The following is a 17,602-nucleotide window of genomic DNA, read 5'->3' as shown; positions in this document are numbered from 1 at the left end:
CTAAGAAAATAACGGTGCTATTCCTCCTTATTACCCCCTGACCCAGGAGCACAAAATCCGATGGCAACTCATCATCTAGAAGTAGAACGTAAATATGAGCTGACTGATCCCCAAGCAGATATTGCACCTATCGACTGGAACGTTCTTGAAAATCTTGAGGTCTCTGAAAATATCACCGAGCATCTAGAAGCAACCTATTTTGACACTCAAGACGCTGACTTGGGCCGTAATATGGTAGCTTTACGTCGACGTCTTGGCGGATACGATCAAGGCTGGCATATCAAATTTGATGACCGCGCCGGAGCTCGCCATGAAATTGGGTTTCCTCTATTGGCAGACCGCCAACGGATGCCTGCTGCCGTTCATAAGTTTGTTCGTGCTGTGACTTTAGGCGACGAACTCTATGAAACAGTCTCTTTGCTGACAGAACGTGAACGTACTGTACTGGTCGATGCTGAAGGAACTAAAGTTGCTGAAATCTGCAAAGACAAAGTCCGCGCACTAGATTTTTCGACGAACATTGAGCGTTCTTGGACAGAATGGGAAGTTGAACTATTAGATGCGGGACTAGTAAGCCCCGCAGATATTTTTACCGCCTGTGAAGTAATTTTCACCAATCTTGGTATTGCTCTTTCTCAATCTACTGCAAAGATTGCTCGTGCACTGGGTAAAGATGAATGTTTTGAAGCACGACGCCAAGGACTAGAAGGCTGTACCTCTGAGAAGAGCTCAACGCCGTCTCGCTCATCTAAAAAGAAATCTAAGAAAAAAACATCACGGCCGAAGAGCTCTCAGAAATTTTTGCGTCAGATTCTTCACTCTTTAACCTCAGACTTGATGATTTGGGAAATGAAGCTTCGTTCTGACGCCCCTGACGCGGTGCACGGTATGCGTAAGAGTGCTCGTCAAGTTGAAGCGATTTTGCGCTATGCAGTATTGCCCTATATCAGTGATGATACGTCTTGCCAAAAAGTTCAAGACGATATTCGTTATCTGAAGCATCTGATGGGAGGTCTTGCCTCTGCGCGAGATATCGAGATTCTGACGACCTTCATGTGGTCTGTCGATACTCGCCCAGGGCTTATTACGGAAACAGCTCGCCGTGAACTTGATGAGTACCTTAGTTCCGATAGCGAGGTTGCGTCAAAGGTATTGATTCGTGTTCTTGATTCGCCAGAGTATCTACAGCTAAGAAAAGATTTAGTGTACTTGATGAATAACCTCAAACAACTGGTACAGCTTCCTGAAGATTCTGACGAATATACTCGTAAAGTTTCTCAGCACTTGCGTAAAGTACTCCGTACATATGTTGGTCAAGAATACCGTCATGTATGGAAGCCTTCAGCTGAGGATGTAGCTTCTGATGAGCAGCGTGATACTTTATTGTTCAAGATTCGGCGTGCAGGTCAAGGAGCAAAATATTGTTTGGACGCTTTTGAATCTGCTGGGATGCCACTCAATACTTCTGAGCAAAAATTATGGCGTATTTGTGATGGCTTCTATGATTCTTTGTCGATTCTTTCTGATGAAAAAGTGATTGCAACGTGGTTAGAGGCTACGTTGCGTCGTGCTACTCGTCGTCAGAATGATCGTCTTGCTATCGGGTATTTGTTAGGTAGCTGTGATGCTCGTATTGTTCAGCTTCGTGCAAAGGAAATTTCTCGTATTCCCGAGTTGATGTTGGAGCTGAAGAAACTGAAGTTTAAGAAAAAGTCCTGATTTTTCTTCCTCCTATCGGAGGGGGGGGGAGGTTCTTCACCCTGTGAGCCGTTGAAAAACTACCTGATGTGTATATTTTCTGGTGTTGTTTTCAACGGCTCATTTTTTGCATGTTAAGACAGTTAAAAAGAAGTGCCTAGTCAAGTATTTCTACTTGACTAGGCACTTGCATCACACACAGGAAGAAAAGTCTTCGAAACCATATTGTTGATTGCTTCCCACAAGCTCTCAACTATTTGGTAATAAAAATATAACCTAATTGAACAGTCTTTGGCTAGTCTTTTGAAGAAAAAATTTATATTACCTAAAAAAGAACAAAGGATACCCTAAGTTTTACGGGTAAAAAGCTCTCTCCGAACACCAAACTAGTGAGCTACTGAGAAAATCCTCATAGTCACATGATGTTCGAACGCGGTACCCTCAAAACCGGATAAACTATAGCCGTGGTTGAATGGATACAAAGCCTACAATGGCACTGGGCTCTGCTCTTCTTCTGGATCGTGGGGATTATTCGAACGAGCCTAGTCTTTATGCTCGGCTGGATTGCCTCTGCCGGCAGCGCTAAATTGGCACGTATCCGGTACCTGATGCAAACCCCGATGTACCTCCGTGCTCAGTACTTCATCAACCGTTGGGGAGTACTTGCCGTTCCCTTATGCTTCTTAACCCTTGGCTTTCAAACTGCCGTCATTCTCACCACGGGCTTTACCCGCATGCATTTGAAACGCTGGATCCCCGCCATGCTCATAGGAACTTTAATGTGGGCTTGTATCTATTCCACCGTTGGGATGGCTGTTATCTGGGCTTGGATTCAACAACCAACTGTTCTCATAACAGCAATCATTCTTTTGATAGCTCTCTCACTGTTCATTTATCTTGGTAAACGTACTCTTCATAACCGCTCAAGACATGCTAATTTGTAAGCTATGACAGCCCACACTAGCGAGAACCACACAGAAACTGGTTCATACGCTCATGAACAGCAGCTCGAACTGCTCGCTCACTTCAAAGACCAAGAACACCCTCTAGAACTTAAAGACGAAGGACAAGAACTTCGTATCGGGTACGTACCAGGAATTATGCCTGGCAAGTGGTTCTCTCGATGGCAAGAACGATACGGAAAACTCTGTCCTCTCAAAGAACTTGCGTTGAAGGAAGACGCTACACGGGCAAGCCTAGAAGGTGAGACTCCATTGGCTCATATGGTGTTGACACGCTTAGCGGCTCACCAAGAATCCTTTGAAAAAGACCAATTCCATGCCATCACTCTCTACCATGAAAAGAACGTGGTAGTTCTTCCTACCGATCATATTCTGACCCTGCTTGAAGAAATACCGATTGCAGAACTTGCGGAAGAAAGCCTTCTCCAACCGGCACATACTGTCCCTGAATGGGAAAAAATCTCTGCCCCTTATCGTCAGCAAACAGAACAAAAACTACCATTGATGAGAAACACCGCAGACGCGATTGAGCTCGTCGCAGCAGGCCTTGGACTTCTCATCGTCCCCATGAGTATTGCGCGTCTGCATCATCGTAAAGACCTCACATACCGTGTGATTCCGGACATCAAAGAAGTACCCGTACAACTCATCTGGAAACGTTACCACCGTGAAGAACACATCGAACAAATTATCCAAGACTTTGTGGGAATCACTCGTGGACGAAAAGAAAACTCTGCTCGCAGTAGCCAAAGCGTAGCCGCTCAAGCAGAACAAAAACGACGTGAAAAAGCACGAGAAAAACATAAAAAACGTGTAGCAAACGCTAAACGAGAACAACAAGACCGTAAAAAACGACGCCAACGACGCCGATAACAGCAAACCTGCGGATATGAGCGTATAAGGCTCCGTACCGTGTGGATACCATAAAATGGTGGGGTTGAGCAGAAACGATGATCTGTCCAACCCCACCAGCATTTTAGAACAATCTAAAAATAAGAGTCACGCTACTTCTGCGCGGAATTCTCAACAACAGGCGGAACCTGTACCGAGGAGGAACCACTATGGACTATCGAATGCTGAGGTAGAGGAATTTGCGCACCATACTCATCAAGAGCCTTCTTCAACTCAAGACGCAAAAGACGCCCCACCCGCCATTGTTCACCAGGTGCTGTTTTCATGGAAAAACGTAAAGTCAAAGCCTCACCGCTGAGAGACTCCACACCCAAAAATTGAAGATCGCCAAGAATACTTTCAGCAACATCAGATGAAGATAAGGCAGTGTGCACCTGAGAAAGGAGGAAAGTACTTAACCTCTCAACATCGGCGGCATACGGAACTGGAATATCAATATTTGTTTGAGCCCATCCCTGAGAGGAATTGCCAACCCGAAGAATCTCGCCATTGCGAACATGCCACAGCACACCGCTAGTATCACGGACAGAGGTGACACGTAAACCCACCGATTCTACGGTGCCAGAGGCTTCGCCTAAATCAACCCAATCACCAATTCCGAGCTGGTCTTCAGCAACTATAAAAATACCGGATAAATAATCCTTGACTAAAGACTGCGCGCCAAAAGATAAAGCCACACCGACCACACCGGCAGAAGCAATGACTGGCGCAATATTAAAACCTAACTCAGCAATAATCATCACTAATGCAACAGCAGATATCACGATAGAAGAGACCGAACGTAATACCGAACCAACTGTTTGGGCGCGCTGACGCTGACGAGAACGAACAATAGAATCGTCTTCCTCCCACCGTAACGTTGGAAGAGAAACCTTCATATTCTTATCCTGCTCCGTACGTATTACCCTCATGCGAGTGCCTCGAGCAAGAGACTGCGTCAGCTGACGAATTAACAGTTCAACAATGCTACGAAGGACAATAGCAAAAATAATAATGAACAAAATTCGTAAAGGATGCCCAAGCCAAAAGTCTACAGAGCGTATGGAATCCCACCACCCTAAAGAAAATAACCGTGTACTAAACATCATCACATCACTTCTCTCATGATTTAGGAACGTCAATCGTCTCTTCTCTACCCTAACGGAGGAAGAAACGACGAAAAAATGTCTTGTCACACAACGAACCAGATAGGATAGAAACTATGCCTATCGTCATGGAAACCCGACCTGCAGCGTACGCTGTCATCATTGAACAAGGAAAAATTCTGCTGACCAGATTCCTTCCCACGCATGCACCTGAACGTGCCGCTTGGACACTTCCCGGCGGGGGAATGGAACCACCCGAACAACCTGAGCACACCGTAAAACGAGAAGTCTTTGAAGAAACCGGGTATCTTATTAAAACTGACGGGCTACTAGGCTTACATGCTTTACACCTTCCCCTAGAAAAACATCAAAAAATGCCTTTTTGTGCGCTAAGAATGGTCTATCGTGCGCATATTATCGCGGGGAAACTCACTCACGAAACCGACGGAAGTAGTGACCAAGCTCGCTGGATACCCATCGAAGAACTAGAAAATATTCCCAAGCTCTCCCTCCTCGAAGACGTCGCTCGTATGATGGGATACCGTAACATCACTGATTGGGTACAGCAACAGCTCAGCAACCAACTAACGGATGAAAGGAACACCGCACATGAAAGCTAAAGCCCCGTGGCTAGGAATGCTCGCCACCTGCGCTATTGCGCTCAGCGGCTGTTCGCCTTCGACAACAATTACCGTAGACCCCTCGGCGCCGACCTACGGAACAATTCGTATTTCGACTGGAATCTCAGAAGAAACTGCGCTCATCGCCACCATATATTCTCAGGCGTTACAAGAAGCTGGGTACACGACCGAACTCGTCGACACCGGAAAAGATAGAGCCGGATACCTCAAAGCGATGGAAGCGGCGCAGGCCCCAAGCCCGTCACAACCAGCCAACGAAGACAGCCCCTATAACGACCCTACCACCGTAGACATCACGCCTGACTACTCAGGAAACTTGTTGCTCTACCTCACGAACGATGGAAAGTTTAGCCCCGCATATATCCAGCAAGAACGCCGAAAAATAGCGGAAGAAAATCCTAACGCAATGTACACCTACGGGTGGGGCGAAAATGATCAAGCAGCCGGCGAAGAATCTGTCCCTACAACACAAGGATACGACCCGAACCTCGACCAGCTCACACCACATAACAACGAGGCCTCTGCTCAAAAAACGCCCACTCCAACATCAACCCCTACTGGTTTCAACGTTCAAGGGCTAAGCGATAACGAAATTATCAACGCTATCAAACAAGTTCTACCAGATGGGCTGAGCACCCTCAAACCTGCCTCAGCTCAGAACCGAGACACCTTAGCGGTTACCAAAGCAACCGCCGCAAAATACCAGCTCAGCTCCCTCTCGGATATTGGTCAATACTGTAAAGACCTCACCCTTGGGGCGCCAGAAAGCTTTAAACATCGCTCCTATGGTCTTCAAGCGCTAGAACGCTACTACCACTGCGTTCCTAAAAACTTCCAACCCGTTAACAGCCAAGCAAAACTTTCAGAAGAACTCGCTGCAGATCATATACAGATTGCAGACATCTTCTCCGCCTCAGCAACGATTGAAGATAACGCCTACACGATTTTAGAAGATCCTGCTGGTATCTTTATCTCACAACAGATAGTTCCTATTGTTAGAGCAGAAGAACTACCTCAAAGCGCACGAGAAGCAATTGATTCAGTGTCATCTCGACTTAGCTCCACAGATCTCACAGAATTCAACCGGCTCACCTCTGGTCAAGGCGCAATCAGCAACGAAGATGTTGCAAAATTCTGGTTAAAAACATCAAGAGAGTAATCTAAGCAACATGAAAACTTATCAGCAATCTCAAAAACTCAATAACGTTCTATACGACATTCGAGGCCCCCTCCTCGAAGAAGCAACGGCGATGGAAGCTGAAGGGCATCGAATCCTCAAACTCAACATCGGCAACCCCGCACCGTTCGGATTCGAAGCGCCTGACGCTATTATGCGCGATATCATCCAGCACTTACCAGTTACCCAAGGATACTCTGACTCACGAGGTCTCTACTCAGCACGAACCGCTATCGTACAGTACTACCAGAATGAAGGAATCCTCAACCTAGACCCTGACGATGTCTACCTCGGCAATGGGGTCTCAGAACTCATTCCGATGACGTTACAAGCACTTTGTAACGATGGAGACGAAATTCTTATTCCTTCACCGGACTACCCACTTTGGACAGCGTCAACTGCGTTAGCGGGGGGAGTTCCTCGACATTACCTCTGCGATGAAAACAACGGGTGGGAACCAGATATTGAAGATATCCGCTCAAAAATTACTGAGAAAACTCGCGGTATCGTCATTATTAACCCGAATAACCCTACCGGCGCGGTCTACTCCGAAAATGTTTTATCTCAAATTGTTGGTCTTGCCAGAGAACACGGACTGGTCATATTTGCTGATGAAATCTACGAAAAAATTATCTACGATGACGCACGCATGGTACACCTTGCATCATTGACTAAAGACGATGTCCTTTGTTTGACGTTCTCCGGCTTATCAAAAGCCTATCGCGTGGCAGGGTATCGTTCTGGGTGGGTTGCGATTACCGGACCTAAATGGGCGGCTGAAAGCTATCTTGAAGGTATTAAACTTTTGGCTTCAATGCGTCTATGCGCTAATGTTCCTGCACAGCATGCTGTGCAAACAGCATTAGGTGGCTACCAATCTATTAATGATTTGATACTTCCAGGTGGCAGACTCAAAGAACAACGTGACCTCTCATACCGTCTGCTCAACGATATAGATGGGGTGAGCTGTCAACCTGCTCAAGGCGCTCTCTATCTATTCCCCAAACTAGATATCGAGAAATTCAATATTTCTAATGACGAAAAATTTGCTCTTGACCTGCTTAAAGAGTCAAAGATTCTTATTAGTCAGGGAACAGCTTTTAACTGGTCTAAACCAGATCATTTCCGTTTAGTGTTCTTACCTGATACGCAAACACTAGCAACAGCGTTGGAGAAACTCGGAAACTTCTTAGCAGATTACCGACAGTAGAAAATACTAGGTAAGAGAACTATCAGGTGGTGGGGTGCAGAACGTTAGGCTCTGTACCCCACCACCTGATTTTTATGTCCCAAAGTGCGCTGATTTATGATTCGGAAGAATTCTGTTCTAAGCGTTCTTGTCGTGCAGCGTTAAGGCGTTGATGTGCTCCGTCTAACCATGCTTCACAACGGTTTGCAAGCTCTTCTCCTCGCTCCCATAGCGCAATAATTTCTTCAAGGCTAGAAGTTCCAGATTCCATTGCCGTCACGACGTTCATTAACTCTGAACGAGCCTGCTCATACGAAAGGTCTTCTACCGGGACGTTGGAAATAGATGATGTAAATGTAATATTTTCTGAAGACTTAGAGGTCATGATGTTCTCCTTCGAGAGAGTCAAAATATGGGAGTTTTATCGGCTAATTATTTTTTGAGTTAGCGTCACTGAGAATACGTGACTGGACAGAACCTTGTGCAAAGCGAAGGGTGACGATATCCGCCTCGTGTAGCTCTTGTGCACTGGTTACAAGTTTCCCCGAAGAGTCTTGAACCAAAGCGTATCCACGTTCAAGCGTCTGCTGTGGAGATAACGCGTGAACACGTGAACGCAATTGTGAAAGAACCTCACGTGAACGTAATAACAGCGAATGAGCTGTTGTAAAACTCCGATTACGTAGGTGCTGTAGTTCCTCCTCATAACGTAGAAGAGTTGTTTGAGGAGATACTAAAACGGGGCGTGAACGCACCTGCGCCAGATGATATTTTTCTGTCTCAATCTTTTGGTACGCCATCCGCATTAACGACGCTTGAAGCTGCGTGATATAGAGACGTTCTTGAGCCATATCAGGAACAATACGTTTTGCGGCATCCGTCGGTGTAGATGCACGAAGGTCAGCGACTTCATCAAGAATAGGGTTATCTGCTTCATGCCCGATAGCGGAGACAACTGGTGTTTGTGCCCGATAGACGGCTCGCATCAGAGCCTCTTCAGAAAACGGTAAGAGGTCTTCCATCGCGCCACCACCACGAGCAATGACGATCACATCCACCTCTTCTAAAGCGTCAAGTTCTTCAAGCGCTTGTGTGACTTGGCGTAGCGCTTGAGCCCCTTGTACCGCGACTTCTCGTATCTCGAATTGTACTGCCGGCCACCGCAAACGAGCATTACGTATCACGTCTTTGCAAGCGTCAGAGTCTCGTCCCGTAATGAGACCAACACGTTGAGGCAGAAAAGGTAGTGGCTTTTTATGTGCAGGGTCGAAAAGACCTTCTTCCGCTAATGACTTTCGCAGATTTTCTAACTGCTCAAGAAGTGTTCCTCTGCCCACTGTGCGAATATCACTAGCGCGCATGGACAGGCGCCCTGTCTTCTCCCAGAAGCTAGGCTCTAAACGAACGACTACTCGCTGTCCGTGCTTGAGCGGTGAAGATAACCCTGTAAGTACTGAAGAATACAACAATACTGGAATAGATTTTTCCTGTTCCACATCGCGTAACGTCAAATAGGTGACTCGACCGCGGGGGTTCAATTCGATGATTTGCCCTTCAACCCAGGTTGCAGGGCACCGATGAATATAGCCGGCAAGTTTTTGGGAATAATGATGTACCGGCCAAGGGTTATACTCATCAGTTTGAGCGCCATATTCTGGAAGTGGGCGGTTCTTCGTACGTTCCTCAGCAGCCGGAATCAGCTGCGGAGTTAAAGAAATATCCATATAGGTAGTCTCCCACGAGTTGAGAGCCTTCTTCTACTCCACCAAATATTTTCTTGCTCAACGGCACCGCAGTATAGTGATGAGAAAGAACACAGAAGGGGCATCTATGAGAAATCATCAATACCAGCACACATCTAACGGTGAAGACGGCCCTACTATACAACTCCTAGGAGATGACGCTCCGACGCAAAAACTTGTGTTGGATGAGACAGCCCAAGACTACGGAAAACCTGTCGACGGTAATTGGCATATTTCGGGTTCACCGTCTGCATCTGCTGATCATCAGATACCTTACCTTGAGGATAATAGCTACAGCTGGTGGTTGATGGTTCGTCGTACTATCGCAGTACTTTGTGCACTATGTTCTATCGTGCTAGGTGCTGCTGGCGGTGTTGGATATTGGGCAGAACAAAACATCATTTCAGAGCAAGGGTTTAGTTCTTTAGCGAGCCCATTAGGGCAAGACTCGTCCTTTCAAAAAGCGCTATCTGACGCTGTTGTTGCGGACATTATGAAAGATCAGACCGTTAAAAATTATCTTGGAGAAGGTCAAGAAGAAGGTTTTTTTGGGTCTATCAAAAATTGGTTGCGTGAACGCGTCAAAGAGAATATCCAAAAGGCTGCTCAGTCGGTGACTTCGCAAGAATCCTACCAACATATTTGGAACGATATTGTCACTCGTACCCACCGTTATAACGTGGGGGAAGAACATCAGAATATTGCTCTTGATATTGACCCCGTCTATGAGCAGGTCAACAGCCAACTAGTCCAATTCTTAGGCGATAAACTCAGTATTTTTCACCCCGGCGAGCATCTGATTGTTCTTGATAGCTCCCACTCACGAACCGCAGAATACCTCCACCAGATAAAACACTTTGCCCAGCAATGGAAACTATATTGCGGGCTTAGCGCCTTGTCGTTGCTTGTAGGAGTTATCCTCTGGGGTAGGAACCGAAGCATCTACGCGGGGTGCATCTTTTTAACACTGAGCGCAATATCTTGGTGCTCAAGCATATTTTTAGGCACAAAACCTTTAGCGCAGGCAGATGAAGCAGTTTCTTCCGAAGTAGGTAAAATTTTTGTGCAAAGGTTCAGCAGCATCATAACTGACTCTGCTACGAACTATGTGAACTCGTTAACTATTCCTCTGATGGTTATCGGAATAGTACTAATTTTGCTGGGTGTGGCATTTTCCATAGTTTCGCTAGGTGCGAGAGAGCGCACAGCAGGTGTCAGAATATAGCGGAAACACGTAACATAGTATCTATGTCCACAACACAGGTTGATTCAACAGTTTCTCTCGGGTTGCCTCAAATGCCCCGTACCCGCCGAACTCGTGAAGAGATAGAGGCTGCAGCACCTATCAAAGGGGAGAAGAAAGTTCTTCTTGCTGCACCCCGCGGGTATTGCGCAGGCGTCGATCGCGCCGTCATCGCGGTCGAAAAAGCTCTCGACCATTACGGTGCCCCCGTCTATGTTCGTAAACAAATCGTACATAACCGTCACGTAGTGGAAACACTCGAAGAACAAGGCGCAATCTTCGTAGACGACGTGGACGAAGTACCCGAAGGTGCCGTTACCGTATTCTCTGCCCACGGTGTATCACCAGCAGTGGTTAACGCTGCCGCAGACCGTGAGTTGAACACCATCGACGCCACCTGCCCCCTCGTCAACAAAGTACACCGTGAAGCAATACGCTTTGCAAAACAAGACTACGATATTCTGCTCATCGGACATACCGGACACGAAGAAGTCGAAGGCACCGCCGGTGAAGCACCTGAACACATCCAGATTGTGAACTCACCCGACGAAGTCGATAAAGTAACTGTCCGAGACCCCAATAAAGTTGTGTGGCTATCACAAACAACACTATCGGTTGACGAAACGTTAGAGACCGTAGCACGTTTACGTGAGCGCTTCCCCTCCTTACAAGACCCACCATCCGACGACATTTGCTACGCAACCTCAAACCGTCAAGGCGCCATTAAAGAAATTGCACCCCAAGCCGACCTCGTTATTGTGGTTGGTAGTGCAAACTCGTCAAACTCCGTTCGGCTCAAAGAAGTAGCACTAGAATACGGTGCAAAAAAAGCTGAACGCGTTGATTTCGCGCATCAAGTAGACGAAAGCTGGTTTGAAGGTGTGGCAACCGTTGGACTAACTTCCGGCGCATCCGTCCCAGAAGTCCTCGTGCGAGAAGTCCTCGCCCTCTTACAAGACTATGGTTATCACAAAGTCGAAGAAGTCGAGACAGCTAAAGAAGACATTCTTTTCTCCTTGCCCAAAGAACTTCGTGCCGCACTAAAAAATGACGAGAATGCTGGGCGACAACTTGGCGGACGTGGAGCTAAACCTACCCGTTAAAACCTACCAACCCCATTGGTGGGATTTTCAAACCCCTCAGACGCTTTTAGCTATTCCACGAATCATAGTCAAAAGGCTCATCTGAGGGGTTTGTGCGTTGCGGGAAAACACGAGAAGAAGTATTCGGCGTCATATTGCGTGGGGTAGGGCGTTCAATCATCACAGCCGGCGAATCATCCTCATCCTCAGCAGAAGAAGCTTCCCACGAGGAGTCATGCCCTACAAATTCTGGTGCGCCAAGAGGCTTGGCAAAAGAATCTAAAGGGTCACTGCGCAGAGAAGATGAAATAGACGACGAATCTAAATCAGCAATTTTACGTGCTGTCACAAACACGCGGGTCTCTAAAGAACCAACCAAAGAATTATACGATTCAACAGCCTTATTCAACGACCTGCCCATACCCTGTAGATGTGCGCTCGCGGTGCCAAGACGTTCATAAAGTTCTTGAGAGAGCGATAGAAGTTCTTTGGCATTGTCGGTCAGAGTTTCTTGACGCCACGAGAAAGAAATAGCTTTTAGACAAGATAACAACGATACGGGGGAGACCAGAGCAATGTTTTTTGCGTAAGCGTCATCTAATAGTGAACTATCTGCTTGTAACGCGGCAGATAGTGCAGACTCTAACGGGATGAAACAGAGCACAAGCTCAGGAGAAGACGAAAAACCTGTCCAATACTTTTTACGAGCAAGAGTGTCGATATGGGCACGAACTTCTTTGACGTGTTGAGCAAGAGCCTGCTGTGCAAGGTTCTCATCGTCACCGGCTTCTTGAGCTTTAAGATAAGCATTAAGCGGGGTCTTCGCATCTAAGATAATGATCTTTTCCCCGGGCAGATGGATCAACATATCAGGTCGGATGATGCGTTCTCGTTCATGAGAAGGTGTAATCGTTGCGCTCACTTGCTCTTGAAAAGAAACATGTCTAGTCATACCAGCGGCTTCAACAACTCGACGGAGCTGCGTCTCACCCCAAACGCCGCGTGCGCTAGATGAACGTAACGCACTAGATAGCCCCTGTGTGACGGTGCGTAGATTCTCTTGTACTTGGGCTGAGGCTTTGAGCGCTTCAGACACTGCACCGTATTGTTCTGAACGTTGTGACTCCATCGCTCGAACAGAACGTTCCATCGTGGCAAGTTGCACTTTGACCGGTGCTAGAGCTTGGAGGACATCAGCGTCTTCTCGTGAACGTTCTTGTAGCGCCTGAATTTGTTGAGTGAGGTATTGTTGCGTTTTTTCTGAGGCGGTGAGCTGGGCGTTAAGACGGGCATTATGCTCTCGCAACGATGAGATAGACCCTGATTTGAGGTATCCAAGATACCAGCCTAAGAAAAGTCCAAGGATAAAAACAAGGGTAAGAGCAAGAGGGAACGTCGCATCAGTCATAACTACTAGTCTAGTGTTTTTCTACCGACGTTAGCTATTGGTGATGGACGTTCCCGTGCTCTGTGTTTATGTGTAGTGTGTGGTAATCCACCCGCGTTCTTGTGCCATCTGCGAGGCTTGGTGCCGGTTAGCTGCCCCAAGTTTTGCAATAGCAGAAGACAGATGATTGCGGGTGGTACCTTCGCTGAGGTGAACTATTGTGGCAATAGCCTGAATCGAATCACCGCGATGAGCGACGCTGAGCACCTCTTGTTCGCGTGATGTCAACGGGTTATTGCCGACGATACAAGACTGCGCGGCAAGATGAGGGTCGATAACCTTTTCTCCAGCGTGCACGGCACGAATGTGCTGTGCCAATTTTTCAGCTGGAGTGTCTTTGACGATGAACCCGCGCGCATCATTCTCTAACGCCCTTTGCAAATATCCGGGGCGAGAGAACGTCGTAATGATGAGGGATTTTGTAGAACTATGGCCCTGCGCAAGTTTTTCGAGGACATCAAACCCGCTACTACGAGGCATCTCAAGGTCAAGTAGAAGAACATCAGGTTGCTCCTCTTCTACTAGAGTCAGCGCTTCAAAACCATCAGATGCTAACCCGACGACCGTCAAATCATCATGTAATTCTAGAAGTGTGCGCAGCGCTTCACGGATGAGCTGTTGATCGTCAGCAATAACAATTCGTATCATCACACTCTCCTTAGAACAGATACTGGGAGGTGCATCTAGTTTGATGCACCAGACATATCAACAAATACACGTGTACCAGGGCGCCGCGGACGATCGGTGGCATTGGTGATAGATACTACGCCACCGGATTCTGCTACACGCTCTTTGATACCCAGTATTCCATGACCATCGGTAGCCTTCGCAATACCGACTCCGTCATCAATAATTTCTAGGGTCTTTTCCGTGACACGAACTGTCACTGTAGAAGCCTTAGCATGACGCAAAATGTTGGTTGAGGCTTCTCTGAGCACCCACCCGAAGAGTATGTCATAACGCTGGTCTGCCGTAGATCTTTCCGGTAGCTGAAGTTGAATATCACAGTGAGAGAACAGCACTTTGAGATCTTCTAACTCTCCAGATAGCCCAGGGGTTTTAAGACGCGTGACCGTTGACCGTAATTGTGCTAGAGCGGTGCTGGTGAGCTCTTTAATATTCTCGAGTTCTTCACGGGCCTTTTGGGCGTCGCTATCGAGGAAGGCTGATACGAGTTGTGTTTTGAGATTAATAGTGGTGAGAGTCTGGCCTAACGAATCGTGTAAGTCTCGGGCAATACGAGATTGCTCTTTCTCAACGGTCAGTTGAGTTTTTCGTTCTTGATGCTTTGTTCCTACGACATTGGCAATCCCAGCACAATAGATAGCAAAAACACCAATCATCGGGCTAATTGCTACAGGCCAAGAATCAGGGGAAATCATGATGATGAGTCCAACAAAAAATACGCTAAGGACTAAGGAAACGCCCATGGCAACCGTTAACGGGGCCAAAAACATCCACAATGCAACGAAATAAGGGAAGGTCGTGAACATCTCAACACCAAATATCCACGCCAAGGCGCTAATAGGCAGAAAAAGTAAAAGCGAACCATAGATGAGGGGAACGATGGTGGCTGATGAACGCTTTGGATGTTTACCGATAACCACAAAATTGCCAAGATAGATTCCGGCAAAAATCAGGAGCAAACCCCACCCAATAATATGTTCAAAAGGAGTGGATGCTACATGAAAAAGGACGGCTATCGGAAAACCTAGAAAAATGAGGCTAGGAAGAGGAGCTAAAATTTTTTGAGTAATTTTTTGTGTTTTCATGCAATTATCATCTCGTTTTAGGGCGGCGCTCAACCAGTGTCATACCACCGAAGTATTCCATGACAAATGTCAGGGTGAGAGACCCTACCCCGAACTTTCGGCTCTCATGGCAGGCTATTGTTAGACTGGAAAAGATTTTACGCTCATCGTCTTACTCATAACCCTTATTGAAGGACAACTCCATGCCCTACCTCTTTCTCTTTCTTGCCATTGGCGCCGAACTCATCGCAACTTCACTGCTCAAAACTACCGAAGGATTTACTCGCCTACTGCCCACATTAGGGTGCTTGAGCTTATACGGACTATCATTCTTTGGGCTATCACACGCGGTCAAAGATATCCCTGTAGGTGTTGCCTACGCAATGTGGAGCGGGCTAGGCACAGCTGCCATCGTTGGTATTGGTGCAGTGTTCCTCGGTGAGCCTCTGAGCGTCATCAAAGTTATTGGTGTTGGGCTCATTATTGCTGGTGTACTGATTCTTAACCTCTCAGGTGCTGCCAGCCACTAACAAGGAACGCTAAAGAGCGAGTAGACTTATGAGCAAGACTCCAACAATTTTTACAAGATAAAGGTATTAGTGTGGCTTTAACTATTGGCATCGTAGGTTTGCCCAACGTCGGCAAATCAACCCTTTTCAACGCGCTCACCAAGAACACTGTTCTTGCAGCGAACTACCCCTTTGCAACCATCGAACCAAATATCGGTGTTGTTAACCTTCCCGACCCCCGCCTGAACCGTCTAGCTGAAATTTTTGGTTCAGAACGTATCCTGCCCGCAACTGTATCCTTTGTGGACATTGCCGGTATTGTGCGTGGTGCATCTGAAGGCGAAGGCCTCGGTAACCAGTTCCTTGCCAATATTCGTGACGCACAGGCTATTGCACAAGTTGTGCGTGCCTTCGACGACCCCGACGTCATTCACGTAGACGGCAAAGTTGACCCAGCCTCCGATATGGAAACGATTAACACTGAGCTGATTCTTGCTGATTTGCAGACCCTCGAAAACGCTATTCCACGTCTGGAAAAAGCCGTCAAAATTAAAAAAGGCGACCCCGCCCAGCTCGAAGAATACCGTAAAGCTCAAAAAGTTCTTGAAGCGGGGGAGACCGTCATCTCTCAAGCGAAAACCGCAGGTATTGAATTGTCCTACCTCAAAGAACTCAACCTTCTGACCACTAAACCCTTCATCTACGTCTTCAACTCTGATGATGGTATCTTGCAATCAGCTGAGAAACAGCAAGAATTGCGTGACCTTGTTGCACCAGCTGAAGCAGTATTCTTGGACGCAAAACTTGAAGCCGACATGGTAGAGCTTGACGAAGAAGAAGCCCGCGAAATGCTCGAGATGAGCGGACAAGACGAATCTGGTCTCGACAAACTCGCTCGTGTAGGTTTCTCCACCCTTGGGTTACAAACATACCTCACTGCTGGCCCGAAAGAAGCCCGCGCGTGGACTATCAACCAAGGCGACACTGCACCACAGGCTGCCGGTGTCATCCACACTGACTTTGAACGCGGATTCATCAAAGCTGAAGTTGTATCTTTTGCTGACCTCGATGCAGCCGGCTCAATGCAAGAAGCCAAATCTCGTGGGCAAGTACGCATGGAAGGCAAAGAATACGTGATGCACGACGGCGATGTTGTCGAGTTCAGGTTTAACGTCTAAGCCTGCACCGAAGGTTGCGCCCGAGGCAGAGCGGGGTAATTCAATCGGGCGCAGCCTTTGTCACACGTAAAAACGGTATCCAATTTTTGGCTTACGGAGTAACCAATGATGGACGTCAACAATGTACTTAAAGGTACTCCAAAAGCATTATTACGGGCGGGTTAAGATGATTTATATTGAAAGAATAACACCTAGTATAATACAAATAAATTCTTTAACACAGACCCTGAAAGCCCCTTATAATAGGGTATTTATGTAATAACAGCCCCTAATTACAATTAAAATACGTCAAATTTAACTCTAACTTTTTAAGGTTTGGGGATTTTTTATTTTTAGAGGTGTTAAAAATCGCTAGGGGTGTCAAAATACCATCATACCACTTGATGATAGACACCATATTGTTTACAATGAGATAAATCAATATTCAAAAGGGGAAGATGTGAAATTGGAATGTAAATTATCATTATTAATGGGAGATAAAAGATATTCTATTCAGGATGTTCATAGTAAAACAGGGCTAGACTAGAAGAACGATATCAAACTTATATAACAATAGAGCAACAAGAATAGATTTTGAAACAATAGAAAAATTATGTGATTTATTTAATTGTACTGTTAGTGAATTATTTAATCATACTAATAAGGAGAAAAACAGTGAAAAATAATAAAGAAAAAAACAAATATTTTACTGTCGGTAGTTTATTTGCAGGGGTTGGAGGAATTTGCTTAGGTCTTCAAAAATCTGAGTATAAAAACAATAGATTTAAGATGTTATGGGCAAATGAAATTGATGAATATGCCTGTGAAACATATAGACAAAATTTCAATCATGAATTATTGGAAGGTGATATAAAACAAATACTACATCCAGAAAGTAGTAATGATATTAATTACTATACAGATTTACGAGAAGCAATATTAAAAGAGCCAATAGATGTTTTAATTGGAGGATTCCCCTGTCAAGCATTTAGTATTGCTGGTGAAAG

Annotated in this window: 18 protein-coding genes; 12 read left to right on the top strand and 6 right to left on the bottom strand. The window is 46.3% G+C overall.

Features of this window, described 5'->3' with window-relative positions; genetic code table 11:
- Window positions 1-60 precede the first annotated feature (60 nt).
- The 3 genes from ACN083_RS00090 (at window position 61) to ACN083_RS00080 (ending at window position 3,533) form a co-directional block, all read left to right on the top strand.
- A complete protein-coding gene (locus ACN083_RS00090) occupies window positions 61-1,719 on the top strand; it encodes a CYTH domain-containing protein (protein ID WP_419100801.1) in 1,659 nt (552 codons plus the stop codon).
- A 500-nt stretch (window positions 1,720-2,219) separates the two neighbouring features.
- The gene (locus tag ACN083_RS00085) at window positions 2,220-2,642 is read left to right on the top strand and encodes a DedA family protein (protein ID WP_419100800.1); all 423 of its coding nucleotides are present in this window, start codon (window positions 2,220-2,222) and stop codon (window positions 2,640-2,642) included.
- 3 nt (window positions 2,643-2,645) lie between these two features.
- Window positions 2,646-3,533, top strand: a complete 888-nt coding sequence (locus ACN083_RS00080) for a LysR family transcriptional regulator substrate-binding protein (RefSeq protein ID WP_419100799.1) — start codon at window positions 2,646-2,648, stop codon at window positions 3,531-3,533.
- A 131-nt stretch (window positions 3,534-3,664) separates the two neighbouring features.
- Here ACN083_RS00080 and ACN083_RS00075 read toward each other — a convergent pair whose 3' ends face one another.
- Window positions 3,665-4,660 carry a mechanosensitive ion channel family protein gene (locus ACN083_RS00075; RefSeq protein WP_419100798.1) on the bottom strand — a complete coding sequence of 332 codons (996 nt, stop codon included), beginning with the start codon at window positions 4,658-4,660 and terminating at the stop codon, window positions 3,665-3,667.
- A gap of 113 nt (window positions 4,661-4,773) precedes the next feature.
- Here ACN083_RS00075 and ACN083_RS00070 point away from each other — a divergent pair, with 113 nt between their 5' ends.
- The 3 genes from ACN083_RS00070 to ACN083_RS00060 are packed head-to-tail and all read left to right on the top strand — an operon-like array spanning window position 4,774 to window position 7,685.
- Entirely contained in the window at window positions 4,774-5,277 is a 504-nt protein-coding gene (locus ACN083_RS00070; protein WP_419100797.1) for an NUDIX hydrolase, read from the top strand.
- The gene (locus ACN083_RS00065; RefSeq protein WP_419100796.1) at window positions 5,267-6,457 is read left to right on the top strand and encodes a glycine betaine ABC transporter substrate-binding protein; all 1,191 of its coding nucleotides are present in this window, start codon (window positions 5,267-5,269) and stop codon (window positions 6,455-6,457) included. The genes ACN083_RS00070 and ACN083_RS00065 overlap by 11 nt, the downstream gene beginning before the upstream one ends.
- 10 nt (window positions 6,458-6,467) lie before the next feature.
- On the top strand, window positions 6,468-7,685 hold the full coding sequence (locus tag ACN083_RS00060) for a pyridoxal phosphate-dependent aminotransferase (protein ID WP_419100795.1): 1,218 nt from the start codon (window positions 6,468-6,470) through the stop codon (window positions 7,683-7,685).
- 94 nt (window positions 7,686-7,779) lie between these two features.
- Here the strand turns inward: ACN083_RS00060 and ACN083_RS00055 are convergent, their stop codons facing one another.
- Together ACN083_RS00055 and xseA are read right to left on the bottom strand one after the other, a co-directional pair.
- The gene (locus tag ACN083_RS00055) at window positions 7,780-8,049 is read right to left on the bottom strand and encodes an exodeoxyribonuclease VII small subunit (RefSeq protein ID WP_419100794.1); all 270 of its coding nucleotides are present in this window, start codon (window positions 8,047-8,049) and stop codon (window positions 7,780-7,782) included.
- A gap of 43 nt (window positions 8,050-8,092) precedes the next feature.
- Window positions 8,093-9,388, bottom strand: a complete 1,296-nt coding sequence (gene xseA / locus ACN083_RS00050) for an exodeoxyribonuclease VII large subunit (RefSeq protein ID WP_419100793.1) — start codon at window positions 9,386-9,388, stop codon at window positions 8,093-8,095.
- A 106-nt stretch (window positions 9,389-9,494) separates the two neighbouring features.
- Between xseA and ACN083_RS00045 the strand changes: the two genes are divergently transcribed.
- Together ACN083_RS00045 and ACN083_RS00040 are read left to right on the top strand one after the other, a co-directional pair.
- Window positions 9,495-10,631 (top strand): hypothetical protein, encoded by a 1,137-nt coding sequence (locus ACN083_RS00045; RefSeq protein ID WP_419100792.1) that lies wholly within the window; start codon window positions 9,495-9,497, stop codon window positions 10,629-10,631.
- 23 nt (window positions 10,632-10,654) lie between these two features.
- Window positions 10,655-11,752 carry a 4-hydroxy-3-methylbut-2-enyl diphosphate reductase gene (locus ACN083_RS00040; RefSeq protein WP_419100791.1) on the top strand — a complete coding sequence of 366 codons (1,098 nt, stop codon included), beginning with the start codon at window positions 10,655-10,657 and terminating at the stop codon, window positions 11,750-11,752.
- 46 nt (window positions 11,753-11,798) lie between these two features.
- Here the strand turns inward: ACN083_RS00040 and rmuC are convergent, their stop codons facing one another.
- The 3 genes from rmuC to ACN083_RS00025 all read right to left on the bottom strand — a co-directional run bounded on the left by rmuC (window position 11,799) and on the right by ACN083_RS00025 (window position 14,950).
- Window positions 11,799-13,139: a DNA recombination protein RmuC gene (gene rmuC, locus ACN083_RS00035; protein ID WP_419100790.1), complete on the bottom strand. Its 1,341-nt coding sequence runs from the start codon at window positions 13,137-13,139 to the stop codon at window positions 11,799-11,801.
- Between the two features lie 66 nt (window positions 13,140-13,205).
- Window positions 13,206-13,826 carry a response regulator transcription factor gene (locus tag ACN083_RS00030; RefSeq protein ID WP_419100789.1) on the bottom strand — a complete coding sequence of 207 codons (621 nt, stop codon included), beginning with the start codon at window positions 13,824-13,826 and terminating at the stop codon, window positions 13,206-13,208.
- A 35-nt stretch (window positions 13,827-13,861) separates the two neighbouring features.
- Complete coding sequence (locus ACN083_RS00025; protein ID WP_419100788.1) at window positions 13,862-14,950, bottom strand: sensor histidine kinase; 1,089 nt, start codon at window positions 14,948-14,950, stop codon at window positions 13,862-13,864.
- A 182-nt stretch (window positions 14,951-15,132) separates the two neighbouring features.
- Between ACN083_RS00025 and ACN083_RS00020 the strand changes: the two genes are divergently transcribed.
- From ACN083_RS00020 to ACN083_RS00005, 4 genes are all read left to right on the top strand, one after another.
- A complete protein-coding gene (locus ACN083_RS00020; RefSeq protein WP_419100787.1) occupies window positions 15,133-15,459 on the top strand; it encodes a DMT family transporter in 327 nt (108 codons plus the stop codon).
- Window positions 15,460-15,530: 71 nt separating this feature from the next.
- Window positions 15,531-16,616 (top strand): redox-regulated ATPase YchF, encoded by a 1,086-nt coding sequence (ychF, locus tag ACN083_RS00015; protein WP_419100786.1) that lies wholly within the window; start codon window positions 15,531-15,533, stop codon window positions 16,614-16,616.
- Window positions 16,617-17,149: 533 nt separating this feature from the next.
- The gene (locus ACN083_RS00010) at window positions 17,150-17,281 is read left to right on the top strand and encodes a helix-turn-helix domain-containing protein (protein ID WP_419101288.1); all 132 of its coding nucleotides are present in this window, start codon (window positions 17,150-17,152) and stop codon (window positions 17,279-17,281) included.
- Window positions 17,271-17,602, top strand: a 332-nt coding sequence (locus tag ACN083_RS00005; RefSeq protein ID WP_419100785.1) for a DNA cytosine methyltransferase, incomplete at its 3' end; no start/stop codon positions are given. The genes ACN083_RS00010 and ACN083_RS00005, both read left to right, overlap by 11 nt.

This window comes from Rothia sp. CCM 9418 (assembly GCF_048512825.1).
In the GTDB taxonomy this organism is placed as follows: Bacteria; Actinomycetota; Actinomycetes; order Actinomycetales; family Micrococcaceae; genus Rothia.
The sequence above is the reverse complement of the archived record's forward strand: the minus strand, read 5'-3'. Positions and strand labels throughout refer to the sequence as shown.